Source organism: Desulfosporosinus acidiphilus SJ4, assembly GCF_000255115.2.
Lineage (GTDB): Bacteria > Bacillota > Desulfitobacteriia > Desulfitobacteriales > Desulfitobacteriaceae > Desulfosporosinus > Desulfosporosinus acidiphilus.
The window spans coordinates 2794390-2811065 of sequence record NC_018068.1 but is presented as its reverse complement, the minus strand read 5'-3'; the positions used below and the strand labels follow the sequence as shown (position 1 = coordinate 2811065).

Sequence of the window (16676 nt, the reverse complement as noted above, 5' to 3'; positions counted from 1 at the left end):
GACAGAAGATAGCTTGAAAAAAAATAAAACTATGCAATTGAACGACTTACTATTGTAACTATATTGGAAACAAAAGGCCTTTATCGGCTCTTTTGGAATATAAGATAGGGGGATGTTCTAATGTCGTACGTAAAAGAAGTATTCGAAACGGTCAAAAAGCGCAATCCGGGTGAACCTGAGTTTCATCAAGCAGTTGCTGAGGTTTTGGAGTCTTTGGAACCGGTCATTGATAAGCACCCGGAATACAGGGAGGCTTGTTTGCTGGATCGGATTGTTGAACCTGAAAGACAAATAATTTTCCGAGTTCCCTGGGAGGATGATCTGGGTAATATTCACATTAACAGGGGATTCAGGGTTCAGTTCAACAGCGCCATTGGGCCTCATAAAGGGGGATTGAGATTCCATCCTTCAGTAAATTTAGGCATTATCAAGTTTTTGGGATTTGAGCAGATTTTTAAGAATTCTTTAACCGGTTTGCCCATCGGGGGAGCTAAGGGTGGTTCTGACTTTGATCCTAAAGGAAAATCGGATCGGGAAGTTATGCGTTTTTGCCAGAGTTTCATGAGTGAGTTGGCCCAACATATTGGGCCGGATGTTGACGTGCCTGCCGGAGATATCGGAGTGGGCGGCCGGGAAATCGGTTTCTTATATGGCCATTATAAGCGCCTTAAGAATGCCACAGAAGCAGGGGTTTTAACAGGTAAAGGAATTCCTTTCGGCGGATCACTGGCGCGGACTGAAGCCACCGGATATGGGACGGTTTATTTCTTAAGTGAGATGTTGGCTGACATTGGTCATGAGTTAAAAGGCAAGACAGTTATTATTTCAGGTTCAGGCAACGTGTCACTTTATGCCTGTAAAAAATGCCAGGAATATGGAGCAAGGGTCGTCGCGATGTCCGATTCTAACGGCTATATTTACGATAAAAATGGAATTGACTTGGAATTGATGATACGTCTCAAAGAAACTGAGAGAAAAAGAATTAAAGAATATAAGAACTATCATCCTGAAGCTGAATTTGGTGAGAACTGCAGGGATATCTGGTCACTGAAATGTGATGTGGCCTTACCTTGTGCTACCCAAAACGAACTAAACGCTAAAGAGGCAGAGGTTCTCATCGAGAATGGGGTTATCGCTGTTGCTGAGGGTGCTAATATGCCGTCAACAGCAGACGCCGCAAAGTTGTTTCAAGAACGTAAGGTTTTGTTCGGTCCTGCCAAAGCAGCTAATGCAGGGGGGGTTGCGACATCTGCTCTGGAGATGAGTCAAAACAGTATGAGATACTCTTGGAGTTTTGAAGAAGTTGATCAAAAGTTGCATGGTATAATGGTAAATATATATAAAATGTCTAAGAATGCAGCAAGAGAATATGGTATGGAAGGAAATTTGATTGCTGGTTCAAATATTGCAGGTTTCCAGAAAGTTGCCTTAGCAATGATGGCTCAAGGTATTTATTGATCTATTTTGCTCATAATTTGTCTGTATTTCCGGCTAACGGTTGCTTGGCTGACGCCAAGTGCTTTGGCGGCTTTAGTCGTTGACTGGTACTGTTTCATAGCCATGGTAACAAGTTCTTTTTCTACCTCGGCACAGGCCTGTTCTAAGGGGATAACCTGCGAAAATCTCTCCCTCGGTTTGTCTGACGGGGAATCGCGCTTCATAAGTGTTCTTTCAACTGTATTACTCTCTATGACTTCCCCGTCATTTTTTATCGCAATCCGCAGAATCAGATTTTGAAGTTCACGGACGTTTCCCGGAAAAGGATATGCCTCCAGAATTTCCATTGCCGCAGCAGATAGACGCAGATTACGCCGATAAGTTTGATTAAATTGGGACAGGAATACATTGGCCAATAAAATGATATCTTCTTTGCGCTCACGCAGGGGAGGTATTTCTATTGGAAAAACATTGATCCGATAAAACAGGTCTTCCCGAAACTTGCCTTGGGAGACTAGTTCTTCTAAAGGACGGTTGGTCGCAGCAATTATTTGAATATCAAATTTTATTGGTATTGTTGCACCAACCGGGTAAACCTCACGTTCCTGGATTACCCGCAAAAGCTTACCCTGGGTGCCTATTGGCAGCTCGGATATCTCGTCAAGGAAGAGACTTCCCTTATGAGCCTTAATAATCAAACCGGTTTTTCCTTGTTGGCTTGCACCGGAAAATGCACCCCTCTCATACCCAAACAATTCGCTTTCGAGCAAGGAGTCAGGAATAGCAGCACAGTTTATCTTGATAAAAGGCTGAGTGTGACGTTGACTTAAGGAGTGGATCGTGGAAGCAATGACTTCTTTACCTACTCCCGATTCTCCTCTTAATAAAACCGTCGCAGAAAATTGGGCAACACGTTCGACTTCCTTCATTACTTCATGCATCAACGGACTGGCATATACCGGCACAGTTCCCTGAACTTGCTTGACTCGTTCGCGCAATCGTTCCAGTTCATTGCGGTAATCTTCACTGATTTTACGAGTTTGTTCTAGCTCTCTCCGAAGGCGGGAAACTTCCGTAAGGTCTCGGGAAGTAATAACAATTCTCTCTAATCCTCCGGATTTATGAAAGAGTGGATTGCCCACGGAGAGACGGGGGGATTCAGAGTTATTTTGCATGAGAGAGACTTTTTGCTTTTTCTTTTGCACTTCACGGATAACTTTATGTATAAGTTCATCGACTGCCTTTAATTTTAGGAGTTGCTGGCCAATTAAAGTATTTGGAGGTTGTTTCCATTGAGAAGAAATATAGTTGGAACTGGCACGTAAAAGTTTGCCTCGAGAGTCAACAACAATGATTTCATCATACATTGTGGACAATATCGCTTCCAAATCTTGATTTAGCTGTTTAACTGAATCTAGTTCCATAGCCATAGTTTCAACTGAGGGCAGATCCTGAATAATCAACGCAAAACCGGTAACAACCTGATACATGATTAAGGGGACAAAATCTACCAAAATTGCCGCCTGGTTTACGGTAGGAGTAATAATTTGATTCAGCAAGGAATTATGGGTGTTGTAAACATATTGAAAGCTGGAGAGCCCTAAAAGTTCATGCATACGCATGTCCTGAAGTTCTTTTCCGGGGATGCGCAACATCCTAAGAGCTTCTGCATTGCTATTCACCACTGCATAGTTAAGATCGACTATCATCAAACCGCGTGGAATTGAGGCAAACAAACTGCGTAACCAGGCGATGTCATTGTTCGAACTGGTTGACGTCATTATTAATAAGAATTCTTCACGCAAAATGTACTTTAATGTATCGTCATAACTCACCAGTGTCACTAATTCGGCGAGCACGTCAAGAACACGGATCGTGAGTTCAGCGAAGGGAATTATACTTAGAGGCGGTTCGCAAGTTGACAGTTTTAGAAGTTTTTCTACGGGTTTCTGCCTTTCCAGTAAGATATCAATACTCTTTACTGGAAATATTTTTTCCTCATTTCTGAAAAACACATAGGCATGCTCTTCGGTTTTTAAACGTTCTGTGATTGTATCCAAGTTTGTAGTTTTATCAATAAAAATTGGATCTCGCAAGAACGTTTTTAAATTCATAATGGCAGTGCCCCTTTATTTAGAATTAACTAGATTATACAGTAATGCATACAATTAACAAGAATGAAAGTTATTGAATTTACAAGAAGTAAGTGGGTTTATCATCAAAGGTAGGTATTAATCTAAGAAGGTAATGTAGTATCTTCTTCATAATAATATTTACATATCAACGGCGCCGAGATAACCTGTTTTGCTGGTTTACCTAAGGCGCCCTTGATTATTTTATACATAGTCAGATAACTATTTATTGAGAACAAAAAGGGAAGATATGCGAAATTAATTAATAGTTGTGCCAATTATTAGAATAGTTAAATGATTGGCACAACTATTGCTAACTTTGTTATTGTCGAGATAGACTATCATTTTTTTCTCCTTACTGGGTGAGAAAAGTTGATGTGAAGAAAGGCGGTGTAAATAAATTTCTATGATAATGGATGTCAGTCGGAAAATGTGTACACCTTTGTTGGGTTAATTTATGTTTTCGAACATCGGCTGTCCTAATGTGAAGAAAGAATTATTGTTATAGGAGTTCTGGCAGTTAGGTCAATAAATGATTATAAGGAGGGGTATGATGATCAACTACAAGGATATATACAATTATTCCCAAAGAATCCTGGACATTATTGCGAAACCCATTATCAATGAGCAAGAGGTGGAATGGGTAAAACAAGAAACGGTGAATGGTTTCCGTGACTATGTTAATCCTGGTTTTCTTGAATATCGCAAATCAGTAACCATTGGTGATTTAGCTTCCAGCGCTGTAGAATGGTCGGATTCAGGACCGAATGGTTTCCGGGATATCAACGGCAAGGAATATATTGATTGCTTGGGTGGCTTTGGAATATATAACGTTGGTCATCGTCATCCAAAAGTTCTTAAAGCAGTTATCGACCAAATGGGACGGCAGGCATTGCACAGCCAGGATTTGCTTGACCCCCTAAGGGCAATTTTAATGAAAATACTGGCAGATATTACTCCTGGTCAACTGAAATATTCATTTTTAACCAATAGCGGTACAGAATCTGTTGAAGCAGGAATCAAACTGGCAAAAGCTAATAATCCAAATAAGCCTACAATTATTGCCGCGACCAAAGCATTTCATGGCAAGAGCATGGGCTCTCTTTCCGGAACAGCCAAAGGAGTCTTTCGGCGGCCGTTCATGCCTGTTGTTCCTGGTTTTCGCCATGTTCCCTTCAATGATTTAGAGATGCTCAGGAAAACTATGGAATCCTGCCAAATGGTGGGAGAAGACGTTGGGGCTGTTCTCCTAGAACCGATTCAGGGGGAAGGGGGAGTAAACATTCCTGATGGCGATTATTTAACGGGTGTGCGCAAGTTATGCGACGAATTTGGCGCCTTGCTAATTCTTGATGAAGTACAGACAGGTATGGGGAGAACAGGGAAAATGTTCTGCTGTGAACATTACGGGGTGATTCCGGATATTTTGTGTCTGGCAAAGGCCTTCGGCGGCGGAATAATGCCGATTGGAGCTACAATAGCCACGGAGAAAGTGTTCTCAGTGTTATTCGAAAATCCGTTTTTGCATACTACGACTTTTGGTGGGAACCCGTTAGCCTGCGCGGCAGCAATTGCCAATATCAATGTATTAATTGAAGAAAATCTGCCTGAACGCGCAGCCGAAATGGGCGAATACATGCTGGCCGGTTTGCGTAAAGCGGCAGCCGGATATGAAAACAAACTGGTTGATGTTCGCGGTAAGGGCTTGCTGATAGCGATGGAATTTGTTGATAATGAAGTGGGGTTTGAAGTCGCCAAGCATATGTTTGACAACGGAGTCCTGGTTACCGGCACTCTAATTAATGCGCAGGTTATTCGTGTGGAACCTCCCCTAACAATTACCCGGAAAGAAGCGGATAGAGTATTTGAAGTCCTGGCTTATGCTTTAGCTAAGGTAAGTGGAGATAACAAAGTTTGAGTTATCTAAAAAGGAGGGGAACGATATTTGGCTAGTGATAATGTGAAAGAACTTCGCCATAATGTTTTGTCTAAGGCCGATTCCGTGATCATGGGAATCGCCGGCACCGCTCCAGCCTACTCTTTATCGGCCAGTACAGCGGCTTTGGTCGCCGCTGTCGGTCTAGGGGGACCCGGTTCTATTGTTTATGCAGCAATATTTATGTTTGGTATTGCATTTGCATTTAAATATTTAAATGAGTGGCGCTCCGACGCTGGTGCCAGTTATGCCTGGGTAGGTCGGGCAATTAACCCTTCCTTGGGATTCATGAGCGGCTGGGCACTTATAGTTGCTTCAACCCTCTTCATGGTTGCGGGCTCCCTGCCGGTGGGCTCTGCAACACTTGATCTGTTAGCTCCGGACTTGACAAATAATGTAATTGCCGTCACTGTGGTAGGAGCCATGTGGTTTATAGCAATGGACGTGTTAATTATTTTAGGGATTAGGATTACAAATAATTTTCAGAAAGTTATGACAACAATAGAAGTAGCTTGTCTAGTTCTTATCACCGTTGGAGCCTTTGTCAAATTCAACTCCGCGCCGGTACAGAGTTTTTCTCTAAGTTGGTTTGCTCCAGGGGATATAAACACATTTATGTCCGGTGCCTTAGTAGCTGTATTTTACTACTGGGGATGGGATGTAACCGCCAACTTGACTGAAGAGACCGAAAACAGGAATTCAGCTCCTGGGTATGGCGGAGTTTTTGGGATGATTGCTATTTTCATTTTATTTGTGTTTATGCAAGTTGCAATTCAAATTGGCATGACCCCTGATCAGATCGGCAACTCTAATACAAATCTCCTGCCGGTCATTGGCGATATGATTTTTCCCCGGCCGTGGGGAGATATTGCAATCTTGGCAGTAATCATAAGTACAGTGGCTACTTTGGAAACATCTCTCTTGCAAGCCAGCCGAACACTTTTTGCAATGGGTCGAGACCGGGTGATTAGTACCAGGTTTTCCGAATTACATCCTCGATTTCAAACGCCATGGATGGCCAGTATTGTCATTGGGATCGTAGCTTTGTTTTCTTTCGTGGTTTCAAGTTTCAGTCCCAGTATTAATACCCTGATGACAGGTGCCATAAATGCTCTTGGCTTACAAATTGCATTTTACTATGGTCTTACAGGATTTACCAGTGTTTGGTACTATCGCAAACTATTCGCTGTTGATAAAAAAGCCCTTTTAATGCGGGGAATTTGGCCCGGTTTATCCGCTCTCTTTCTATGGATTGTGGCGATATATGATATTCCCCAACTCGGTTGGACTACGGATTTAATTGCTCTTGGTGCTTTGCTGATTGGTCTGATTCCTATGGTGGTTTACAAAAAGAAATACAAAAGCGAATTTTACAAAGGCAATAAGGAAAATTATGACGGTCAGTTCGATAGTTCAAATCGGATTGGATTATAGTAATGATGTGCATGCAAAATCAATTTAGTTTGGAAGATAAAAGATTATGACGATAATTAATTTTAAAGCTATTGCTTTCCTTGATGAAATTAATGTTAATACAATTGCTATTCATTTTGGAATTAATCATAAATTCAAATGGGAAGAATCTCTTACCTTAGATGAAGTTGCTCTAAAAGGCATTGTCCGGGATCCACGAGATAAATCAATTTTTGTCTTCCCTTTTGGCAGCATTGTATTTATCAACTGTCAATATCATGAAATCATGGATATAACAGACTACTTGAGTCATATTGAAAAAAATCTTGAGCAAATAAGTTATTACTTGGATTTCTCTGATGATTACAAAGTTGAGATATCACCAAATGAGATTTTGAAAATTTATAATGATAATCTGGTCACAGCCTATGATTTAAACTTTCAAAAGGAAATTGTTAGTACCGTATTAGCAAAATCAGTTGCATTGGAACGAATTGAATTCCAAATTGATAAATTGATAGACGAGATAGAGGAGATAATTAATTATTTGCAAAAAGGGAATTTAACAGTATCCGATAAAAAGCTGGCAAAAATGTCAGCACGTATTTTAGACTTTCGATTAAGAGTAATTTCATACATTATGCTGCTTGATAAACCTGAGATTACCTGGGTTAACGAAGAGGCTGAAAATTTGTTTGATAAACTTAGTACTCTATTTGAATTAAATGATAGGTGTGAAAATATTAGGCAGAAGTCAGAAATGATGATGGACATAACCCAAGTTTTCAGTGAGCTTGCTCATGCCAGGCGGGGTAGTCGACTAGAGTATGCTGTTATTTTTCTAATAACATTAGAAATTATTATTTCTATTATCTTGAATTTTGTAAAATGAGCATTTACATGTCCTATCGAGAGGTTGGGATTAAAACTTCGCCGTGCAATTGAGTAAAAAGAAAAGGAGAGGTAAAGATGATGCATAATATCTTAAAAAACCTGAAACAATCAACAGACGGAACCTTTCTAATGTTTATCGATGGTGAGTGGGTTTCATCCTCCGGCGGGAAAACTCAAGAACTCTACAACCCTGCAACCGGTGAAGCCATTGGCTCGGTAGCATTTGGATCAGAAGAAGATGCGGAGCGAGCGATTCGTGCCGCAAGACGTGCTTTTGATGTAGACGGCTGGCCAGAGACTACTGCCCAGGAACGGGCCAATTTATTATTTAAGCTTGCTGATGAAATCGAAGCAATTGCCCCGGAATTAGCCGCGCTAGAGACATTGTCCAATGGTAAACCGTTGCGGGAGGCTGAATATGACGTGGCAGATGCTGCCGGCTGCTTCCGCTATTACGCCGGATTAGTTACAAAACCCCACGGGCAGGTATTCGATGTTCCCGCACCATCCCAATCCTTTGTGGTAAGAGAGCCTGTTGGTGTCTGCGGTCAAATTGTTCCCTGGAACTTTCCGCTTTTGATGTGCGCCTGGAAACTAGGGCCGGCGCTTGCCGCAGGCAACGTAAGCGTTTTAAAACCTGCAACATGGACACCTCTAACAGCATTACGGTTAGGAACCCTCATTGACAAGGTTGGATTTCCGAAAGGTGTGGTGAACATTCTGGTAGGTCCAGGCTCTAGTGTCGGCCAGTACCTAGCAGAAAGCCCTTTGGTTGATATGATTGCCTTAACTGGCGGTACGGACACAGGGCGTAAAATAATGCAAGCTGCTTCTGGAAACATTAAGAAAATTGCCCTGGAACTGGGAGGAAAATCACCTAACATTATTTTTGCAGATGCCGATTTCGAGGTAGCCGTCGACTATGCACTTTATGGTATCTTTGTAAATTCAGGGCAAGTTTGTTCTGCCGGATCACGCCTCTTGGTAGAAGAATCCATCCATGACCGGTTTGTAACAAGGTTGGTAGAAAGAGCATTGCAAATTCGTGTAGGTGATGGTTTCAATCCTGAGACAGAGATGGGTCCGTTGGTTTCAGCCCAACATTTAAAGACCGTTGAGGATTATATTGCCATCGGTTTGTCTGAGGGAGCCCGGTTGCTGTGCGGCGGGAAACGTCCTGAAGGTGATTTGGGTAAGCATGGCAATTACTTATTACCGACAATTTTTACTGATACCCGGTCAGATATGCGGATTGTCCGGGAAGAGATATTTGGACCGGTTCTCGTTGTTCAAACCTTTAAAGACGAAGCAGATGCAATTCGGGTAGCTAATGATTGTGTTTACGGGCTTGCTGGTGCTGTATTTACAAACGATATTAGCAAAGCTCATCGGGTAATCAAAAAGATGAGGGCCGGAATCACGTGGATAAATACCTATCATCCAACATATAATGAAGCACCCTGGGGGGGGTATAAGCAGTCGGGGATCGGCCGTGAACTGGGTACTTTTGGTTTTGAAGAATATACCGAGGTGAAACAAATTAACGTCAATTTGGCTGTTGAGCCAACGGGGTGGTTTAGCCACTAATAAAATACTTGTAAAAACCATCTCTAAGCAAACTTAGAGATGGTTTCCGTTCGCCGTGCGTTGTCCGGTCAAACTTTGGTTCCCAAAGCCATTTCAGTTCTATTGGAAATATAAGTTAAGGAGATGTTCCTATGTCCAATGTAAAAGAATTATTTGAAACCGTCAAAAGGCACAATTCGATTGAACCTGAATCTCATCAAGCCGTTGCTGCCAAAAATGCAGCCCTATCTCAAGGTATTTTTGAAATTTGGGTTGGATAATATTATGGATACATCAAATTTTTATAAAACCCAATTTTCAGGTTTTCATGACTTAATGAAATTTCGTGTCCGGGAGATTTTACTGGTTTCAAGTCCTTATGATGCCTTTGTGTTGGAAGAAGACGGCCGTTTATCAGAGAAAATCTTTGGAGAATACTTAGATAATAACCTGCAATTCGTTCCTCGGATAAGCAGAGTTTCTTCTGCTGAAGAAGCGTTTTCAGAGATGAAGGAAAGAACTTATGATTTGATTATGACCATGGCAAGAATACGAGATATGAACCCGCTGGAATTTGGAAAGCGTATTAAGGAAACCTATCCCGGGAAACCCGTTGTCATGCTTACCTATGATACTCTTAATTATGAACTGCTTAAAGAAATTCGCGAGACCAAAACAATCGATAAGATCTTCTATTGGTCCGGAAACAATACAATTTTGCTAGCCATTATTAAGTATGTTGAGGATCTCGGAAACTTAGAGTCAGATTGCCGAGAAGGTGTTCAGGCTATTTTGGTGGTAGAAGACTCACCTTGGGCGTATTCTCAGTTCTTGCCCATTATTTACACGGAAATTATGAAACAGACGAGTTACCTTATCTCTAAGGGTATTAATAATCTGCATCGTTTATTGAGAATGCGGGCCAGACCTAAAATATTACTGGCTGAGACATACGAGGAAGCTGTAGAGTTCTTTAGCAAATATCGGTACAACTTGCTGGGTGTCATCTCTGATATGGGCTACCCAAAAGAAGGGCAAAACAACCCGCAGGCAGGTCTGCTTTTAGCGAAAAAAATTAAGGAGGAGATTCCCTACCTGCCGTTTTTAGTTCAATCGAGTGAACTTGAAAATGAGGATGGGGTACAGGGGATTGGGATTAACTTTCTCAATAAAAACTCGCCCAGTATGCTTTTGGAACTAAGTACGTATATCAAAGAAAACTATGGTTTTGGTGACTTTTTATTTAGGAAACAGGATGGAAGCATTATTGCCAGAGCATCTATTATCGATGAATTTGAAGAAATTATTCGTATCTTGCCACAAGAAAGCTTGCTGTTTCATGCCTGCCGCTATGATTTTTCCAAGTGGTTTAAAGCCAGAACTGAATTTGAATGCGCAGAACAAATCCGTCGTGTGGATGTTTCTGATTTTCGTAGCCCGGAAGAGCTCAGGGAATATATTCTCCATGTAATTCAAATGTATTTCAAACGCATTCAGGAAGGAGTTATCACGGACTTCGAACATTCAAAAATGGATATGGACAATTCTTTGCTTAAATTGGGCAGTGGGTCACTTGGAGGAAAGGGCAGGGGAGTAGCATTCTTTAACTCCATCCTATCTCAAACGGAAGTCTTTAAGAAGTATGATAACATCAGGGTTAAAACTCCTCAATCCTTTGTTATTTGCAGTGATGTATTCGAGGAATTTCTTGAGATAAATTCTTTGCAGGAAATGGCGATGGTTACAGAAGCAGAAGAAACGATTGCGCAAAGGTTCCTAAACGCCGAACTTCCTCTCAAAATTACGAATGAACTTCGTATCTTAATCGATAAGATTAATTATCCATTAGCGGTGAGGTCGTCAAGCATTCTCGAAGACTCACAAATGCTGCCCTTTGCAGGAATATATAATACCTTTATGCTGCCCAATAATCATCAGGACCCTGAAATCCGCTTATATCAACTCCTCAATGCCATAAAGCTCGTCTACTCGTCGGTTTATTATCAGTCTCCCAAACGCTATATTAAAAATGCTGATTTGCGAATCGAAGAGGAAAAAATGGCAATTTTGATTCAGCAGATTGTTGGGGAAGTTCATAGGGATGCCTTTTATCCGGTAATGTCCGGGGTTGCTCAGTCCTATAATTTTTACCCGATTTCCTACATGCGGCCTGAACATGGGATTGTTAGTCTGGCTTTAGGTTTAGGCAAAGCGGTGGTTGATGGGGAGAAGGCTTACCGTTTTTGCCCTGCTTATCCAAAGATGAACCCAGATTTTGCTTCGGCGGAGGATAGTCTAAAAAAGTCACAGAACCAATTTTACGGCTTAATGCTAACCAATCCTGCTATCGAAATTTCCCAAGACACAGGGTGTACTTTAGGCACATATACCTTAGATCGTGCAGAAAGGGATGGTACTTTAAATTTTGTGGGCAGCACGTATTCAAAAGAGAATGACACCCTTTGCGACACTCTAACGATTTCAGGACCTCGAGTTGTGTCGTTTGCACCTGTTTTGAAGTTTGGTCTCTTTCCCTTGGCAGATATTATTAAGGAGCTATTTGTTCTGGGAAGAAATGCTTTTGGAACAGATATCGAGATTGAATTTGCTGTAAACATTCCTACGGATCGTAAAAAGGAGATTGAATTTTACTTTCTTCAGATTCGTCCTTTAGTTTCCGGAAGGGAATTGCAAGAAGTTATGCTTAATGAATACGCCAAAGATCGGGTATTGTGTAAAAGCAGTCATACAATTGGCAATGGGGTCTTTGAGACTATCTACGATATAATTTTCGTTGATCCGGATACCTTTGACCGCGGTAAGACGAGGATTATCGGACAGGAGATAGGAGAATTAAATCAATACTTGTATAATGAATCTCGTAATTACCTGCTCCTAGGTTTCGGACGTCTGGGTTCCTCTGATCCCTGGCTTGGTATCCCTCTGATATGGTCACAAATATCTCAGGCAAAAGTGGTTGTTGAATCGGACTGGGGGACTCTTCAAGCAGAACCTTCTCTGGGGAGTCATTTTCATCATAACCTCATATCCCTGAGAATGGGTTATCTTCATATTAGTGACGCAAATGAATCAGAATTTGTTGATTGGGAGTGGCTCAAGGGTTTACCGGTTCTCAAGCAAACGGATTATGTCAGGTTAGTTCGCTTGCATCAACCACTGACAGTGAAGATTGACGGTCATGGTTGTCAGGGAGTTATTCTCAAAACGAACTAATTGAAAGTTAAATATTTATGAAACTTCTTCGTTAGATTTGACTTATCGGCTAATGTCAATTCGAGAAATGATGCTAAACAAATTTTGGTATGATGATAAAATATTGCATTAAAAATAATCTATCCTTAAGGCATTTTTAATGCAAATACGACTAATTAACATTATCCGGTGAGCATAGTCAATAGATTTAAAAATAACATTGACTCCTAAACAGAAAACAATGGACAAATAGGGAAGGGGGATATATACTATAAATATTCGGAATAGTTAGAATATAGTAAATAGAAGGCTCTAATAGCTTACAAAACGCTTATTAGAGCCTTTTATAAACGGAAGGCAATGTAATTAATTAGTAATAATTAAATATTATACCATTAGTTTATTATAGAAGTATTCTACATGATTCCATTTTGCATTATTTTAATGCTTATCTGCATCCAATTGATTCAATTAACTTAAGGATAAAAAAATATAGTTAATGGGAATCTGCAAAAATATAATGTCATAGTGCATTAAGGGAATTACTATATACAGAATTTTCATAATAGAATAAACAGTTAAATAATAAAACCGGTCTATAATCTATACTGGCATAGAAGTTGCTAATAAATATTACCAGTCGAGGTGGTAAACTATGAATTTTGAAGCAGGCTTTCAAGAGATTTACCATGGTGTCGTGATGGTTAATTCAGATGGGTATATTTTAGCTTGCAATAAGGCCGCTAAAGAGATCTTGGGAATCGACGGCAAGATTGTTGGCGAAAGGGCCCGTGAGGTGCTGCCGGATTCGGCTATGTATGATGTCTTGAGCACAGGCACCCCTGTAATCAACAATAAGGTTGATATCGGCGGCAGAGTGATACTGTCGAATCACAAACCAGTTTATGAAGGGAACAAATTGACGGGAGTTGTTACCTCTTTCCAAGATATCACGGACTTAGAGGCAATAGCCCAGGAACTGGAGGCCACTAAAGAGCTTAATAAAGAACTGGAAGCAATCTTTAGTTCTTCTTCTGATGAAATTTATGTTACCGACGGAGAAGGCTACACTCTTAGGGTAAATAAAGCGGGAGAGCGTTTCTATGGAGTTAAGGCGGAAGAATTAGTGGGCAAACATGTTTCTAAATTAGAGAAGCTAGGGTTGTTTTCACCAAGCATCACCCCTTTGGTTCTCAAGTCTAAAAAACGGACCACCTTAATCCAAACGACTAAAAGCGGCCAAAAAATCGTCGTGACTGCTAATCCGGTATTTGATGAAAAAGGACAAATTATTCGAGTGGTTACCAATTCGCGAGACATTACAGAATTGAGCAATTTACGCCAGCGCTTAGAAGATACTGAGAAACTGATGGATAACTATCGCCTGGAAATTGCGAAGTTACGTAAAGAAAGGATAAAGAGTGCCGAAATTATCAATCAAAGTGAAACAATGCGAAAAATCATTGAACTCGCGGAAAAGGTCGCTGCCGTTGATTCAACCGTGTTAATAGAAGGAGAATCAGGTGTCGGCAAAGGGGTAGTGGCTTTAAAGATTCACCAATTGAGTAAACGCTGTAATTTTCCTTTTATTACGATCAACTGCGGTGCCATTCCGGAGAATCTGATGGAATCGGAATTGTTTGGATATGAAGGAGGTTCCTTTACCGGAGCCAAAAAAGAAGGGAAAAAGGGTCTCTTTGAAACTGCCGGCAGCGGCACTGTATTTTTGGATGAAATCAGCGAACTGCCCCTGAATCTTCAAGTAAAGTTATTACATGTTATTCAGGACAGAAGGCTGAGAAGGGTTGGAGGAAGTGACGATATCGATATTGATGCCCGAATCATTGCTGCTACCAATCGCAATATTCCCAAACTGGTCAAAGAACGAAAGTTTCGGGAAGATCTTTATTATCGCCTAAATGTTATTCCCCTTGTTGTACCGCCGGTTAGGCAACGGAAGGAGGATATTCCCATTCTCATCGAGCATTTTCTAAAGGCGTTCCTCCAAAAATATGAGCTGCATAAAACCATCGCTCAGGAGACGATGGAGCTGTTGCTAAATTACAATTGGCCTGGCAATGTCCGGGAAATCGAGAACTTGGTTGAGAGATTGGTGGTTACGGTAGATGGTATGGAAGTTTTACCGATTCATTTGCCGGACTATATTGTCCATACCGATGGGAGCACCGAAAGGATTTTTGTCATGGATATTTGTCCTCTGAAAAATGCCACTGAAGAAATGGAACGACAGCTATTAAACAAAGCTTTACTCAAATTTCATAATACCTATAAGATGGCCGATGCTCTTGAGATTAATCAATCAACGGTGGTAAGAAAAATGCAGCGATATGGTATTTATAAGGATAAGCTCACATGTTTATATGGAAAAGACAGTTCCAGCTGACTCGCGCATTTTAGGTAGTTTGCAGATAAAAAGCAATAGCCATTTTTGTGTTACAGCTTTGTATAAATAAGATAATTCGCAGATATCTTGGTACTTTCCGATGATGACTGTCAGAAAGGGGGTGAACCTGCTATTACAGGGCTAAGAGCCCTATCGGAAGCAAGTTATTTTCTGTTTGCGATTTGGAGGAGAATAATACAATATCACGGGAGGTGTTGTTCATGTTAAATCATGCGGGGGTTGAAGTACCCCGTCTTAAAAAGAACGCTTTAAGTCTGAGTGAAATAGTCTCCTCTTCTCTGGCCAATGTGGCACCGGCAATGTGTATTTACTTCTCTCTCTCTCTCATCGTAGGGGGGGCAGGAATTGCAGCTCCTCTGACCGTTCTTTTGGCGGCAGTCGCGATGGCTTTTCATGCCAACGCAATTACGGAGTTTACTAAGGCCCTGCCAAGCACAGGATCTTATGTAACATTTATTGGGAAGTCATTTGGTAGAAGCATGAGTGTTATCGTTGCTTTAATGTATGTTTTCTCTTATATCGTAGCCATTGGTTCAGTAATCACTATGAGTGGCTACTGGACGGCAGAAATTATTAAAAATTTCTTAAACATCCAAGTACCCTGGTGGATTATTAGTGTGTTGTTCGTGTTGCTTGTATACTGGGTAACGTCATCCGGTATCAAGTTGTCTGTGCGTACTGTGGTTACAGTTTTTGCATTTGAAGTGGGACTTTTGTTGATATCGGCCATAGCAATGTTAATTGCCGGACACGCATACATCAGCTTTGCGCCGCTTAACCCGGCGAACATAAAAGGCGGTTTGAGTGGTGTAGGATTAGGCTTCCCCATTGCTATATTCATGTTTATCGGGGTGGGCAACTCAGCGCCGCTTGCAGAGGAAACTGAAAACCCGAGGAGGAATGTACCGCTGGCAGTATATACGACGGTTATTGTAGCCGGTTTGATGTACACTTTTCTGGGGTATGCGACAATTATCGGCCTGCACGCTAATGAATCATTAATTGCTAACGCGAGCGTGCCATTTATTGACGCTTCTAAAGAAGCCTTGGGCGGATTTGTCATTCTGGCTTATCTCGCCGGCTTTACCAGTACTTTGGCCTGCCTTATAGGTGCGACTAACGGGCAATCCAGGGTAATATTCAGTTCGGCTCGCGAGGGACTCCTGCCTAAATGGTTGGCCGGAGTGAGTAAAAAGCAGACGCCCGTGGCGGCTATACGTTTTTACCTTATCGCAGCTTGCCTGATAACCTTCATTTGGAGCACTAAAGCTGCCCCACTTGATGTTTACGGTTTTTTGAGTACTTTGGGTGCAATTGGTGTTATTCTTATTTATATAACATTGAACTTTGCCCTGACAACCTTTTACAAGCGTCAGCGGGCAGACAAGTTTAAAACGTTGAAGCACGGTATTGTGCCTGCTGTAAGTACATTAACCATGTTGCTGCCGCTATGGGGATTGATCCAGCCTGGTCAGCCCACTCCATATAATATATTTCCCTACTTGATTTTGGCCTATCTTGTGGTAGTTGTCGTCTATGCTCTGGTTGCCACCCGTCGTAATCCCGAACTCGGTCGTCGAGTAGGAAGCGTAGTAGCCGATGAATAGGTAGATCTTCTGGAACCTGGATTAGTACTTAATAACTCATGAAAATCGTAATG

General features: G+C 41.4%; 10 protein-coding genes. 9 read left to right on the top strand and 1 reads right to left on the bottom strand.

Annotated features, from left to right (window positions below; genetic code table 11):
* Nucleotides 1-120: 120 nt before the first annotated feature.
* Nucleotides 121-1458: an NADP-specific glutamate dehydrogenase gene (gene gdhA, locus DESACI_RS12795; RefSeq protein ID WP_014827615.1), complete on the top strand. Its 1338-nt coding sequence runs from the start codon at nt 121-123 to the stop codon at nt 1456-1458.
* Here gdhA and DESACI_RS12790 read toward each other — a convergent pair.
* Nucleotides 1452-3551: a sigma 54-interacting transcriptional regulator gene (locus tag DESACI_RS12790; RefSeq protein ID WP_014827614.1), complete on the bottom strand. Its 2100-nt coding sequence runs from the start codon at nt 3549-3551 to the stop codon at nt 1452-1454. The genes gdhA and DESACI_RS12790 overlap by 7 nt on opposite strands.
* A 568-nt stretch (nt 3552-4119) precedes the next feature.
* On the opposite strand from DESACI_RS12790, the gene DESACI_RS12785 reads away from it, so the two are divergent.
* From DESACI_RS12785 to DESACI_RS12755, 8 genes are all read left to right on the top strand, one after another.
* Entirely contained in the window at nt 4120-5487 is a 1368-nt protein-coding gene (locus tag DESACI_RS12785) for a putrescine aminotransferase (protein WP_202947853.1), read from the top strand.
* A gap of 27 nt (nt 5488-5514) precedes the next feature.
* Complete coding sequence (locus DESACI_RS12780; protein WP_014827612.1) at nt 5515-6939, top strand: APC family permease; 1425 nt, start codon at nt 5515-5517, stop codon at nt 6937-6939.
* Between the two features lie 46 nt (nt 6940-6985).
* Nucleotides 6986-7810 (top strand): RMD1 family protein, encoded by an 825-nt coding sequence (locus DESACI_RS12775; RefSeq protein ID WP_014827611.1) that lies wholly within the window; start codon nt 6986-6988, stop codon nt 7808-7810.
* 77 nt (nt 7811-7887) lie between these two features.
* Nucleotides 7888-9399 (top strand): aldehyde dehydrogenase family protein, encoded by a 1512-nt coding sequence (locus tag DESACI_RS12770; protein WP_014827610.1) that lies wholly within the window; start codon nt 7888-7890, stop codon nt 9397-9399.
* A 131-nt stretch (nt 9400-9530) separates the two neighbouring features.
* On the top strand, nt 9531-9659 hold the full coding sequence (locus DESACI_RS25520) for a hypothetical protein (protein WP_014827609.1): 129 nt from the start codon (nt 9531-9533) through the stop codon (nt 9657-9659).
* 4 nt (nt 9660-9663) lie between these two features.
* On the top strand, nt 9664-12612 hold the full coding sequence (locus DESACI_RS12765) for a PEP/pyruvate-binding domain-containing protein (protein ID WP_014827608.1): 2949 nt from the start codon (nt 9664-9666) through the stop codon (nt 12610-12612).
* Nucleotides 12613-13246: 634 nt separating this feature from the next.
* On the top strand, nt 13247-14995 hold the full coding sequence (locus tag DESACI_RS12760) for a sigma 54-interacting transcriptional regulator (protein WP_014827607.1): 1749 nt from the start codon (nt 13247-13249) through the stop codon (nt 14993-14995).
* 221 nt (nt 14996-15216) lie between these two features.
* A complete protein-coding gene (locus tag DESACI_RS12755; RefSeq protein ID WP_014827606.1) occupies nt 15217-16623 on the top strand; it encodes an APC family permease in 1407 nt (468 codons plus the stop codon).
* Nucleotides 16624-16676: the final 53 nt, after the last annotated feature.

Bases quoted from the DNA above. Each gene is read 5' to 3' on its own strand.
- DESACI_RS12760 (WP_014827607.1), top strand. From the start codon at position 13,247: ATGAATTTTGAAGCAGGCTTTCAAGAGATTTACCATGGTGTCGTGATG.
- DESACI_RS12770 (WP_014827610.1), top strand. From the start codon at position 7,888: ATGATGCATAATATCTTAAAAAACCTGAAACAATCAACAGACGGAACC.
- gdhA (WP_014827615.1), top strand. From the start codon at position 121: ATGTCGTACGTAAAAGAAGTATTCGAAACGGTCAAAAAGCGCAATCCG.
- DESACI_RS12765 (WP_014827608.1), top strand. From the start codon at position 9,664: ATGGATACATCAAATTTTTATAAAACCCAATTTTCAGGTTTTCATGAC.
- DESACI_RS25520 (WP_014827609.1), top strand. From the start codon at position 9,531: ATGTCCAATGTAAAAGAATTATTTGAAACCGTCAAAAGGCACAATTCG.
- DESACI_RS12755 (WP_014827606.1), top strand. From the start codon at position 15,217: ATGTTAAATCATGCGGGGGTTGAAGTACCCCGTCTTAAAAAGAACGCT.
- DESACI_RS12775 (WP_014827611.1), top strand. From the start codon at position 6,986: ATGACGATAATTAATTTTAAAGCTATTGCTTTCCTTGATGAAATTAAT.
- DESACI_RS12790 (WP_014827614.1), bottom strand. From the start codon at position 3,551: ATGAATTTAAAAACGTTCTTGCGAGATCCAATTTTTATTGATAAAACT.
- DESACI_RS12785 (WP_202947853.1), top strand. From the start codon at position 4,120: ATGATGATCAACTACAAGGATATATACAATTATTCCCAAAGAATCCTG.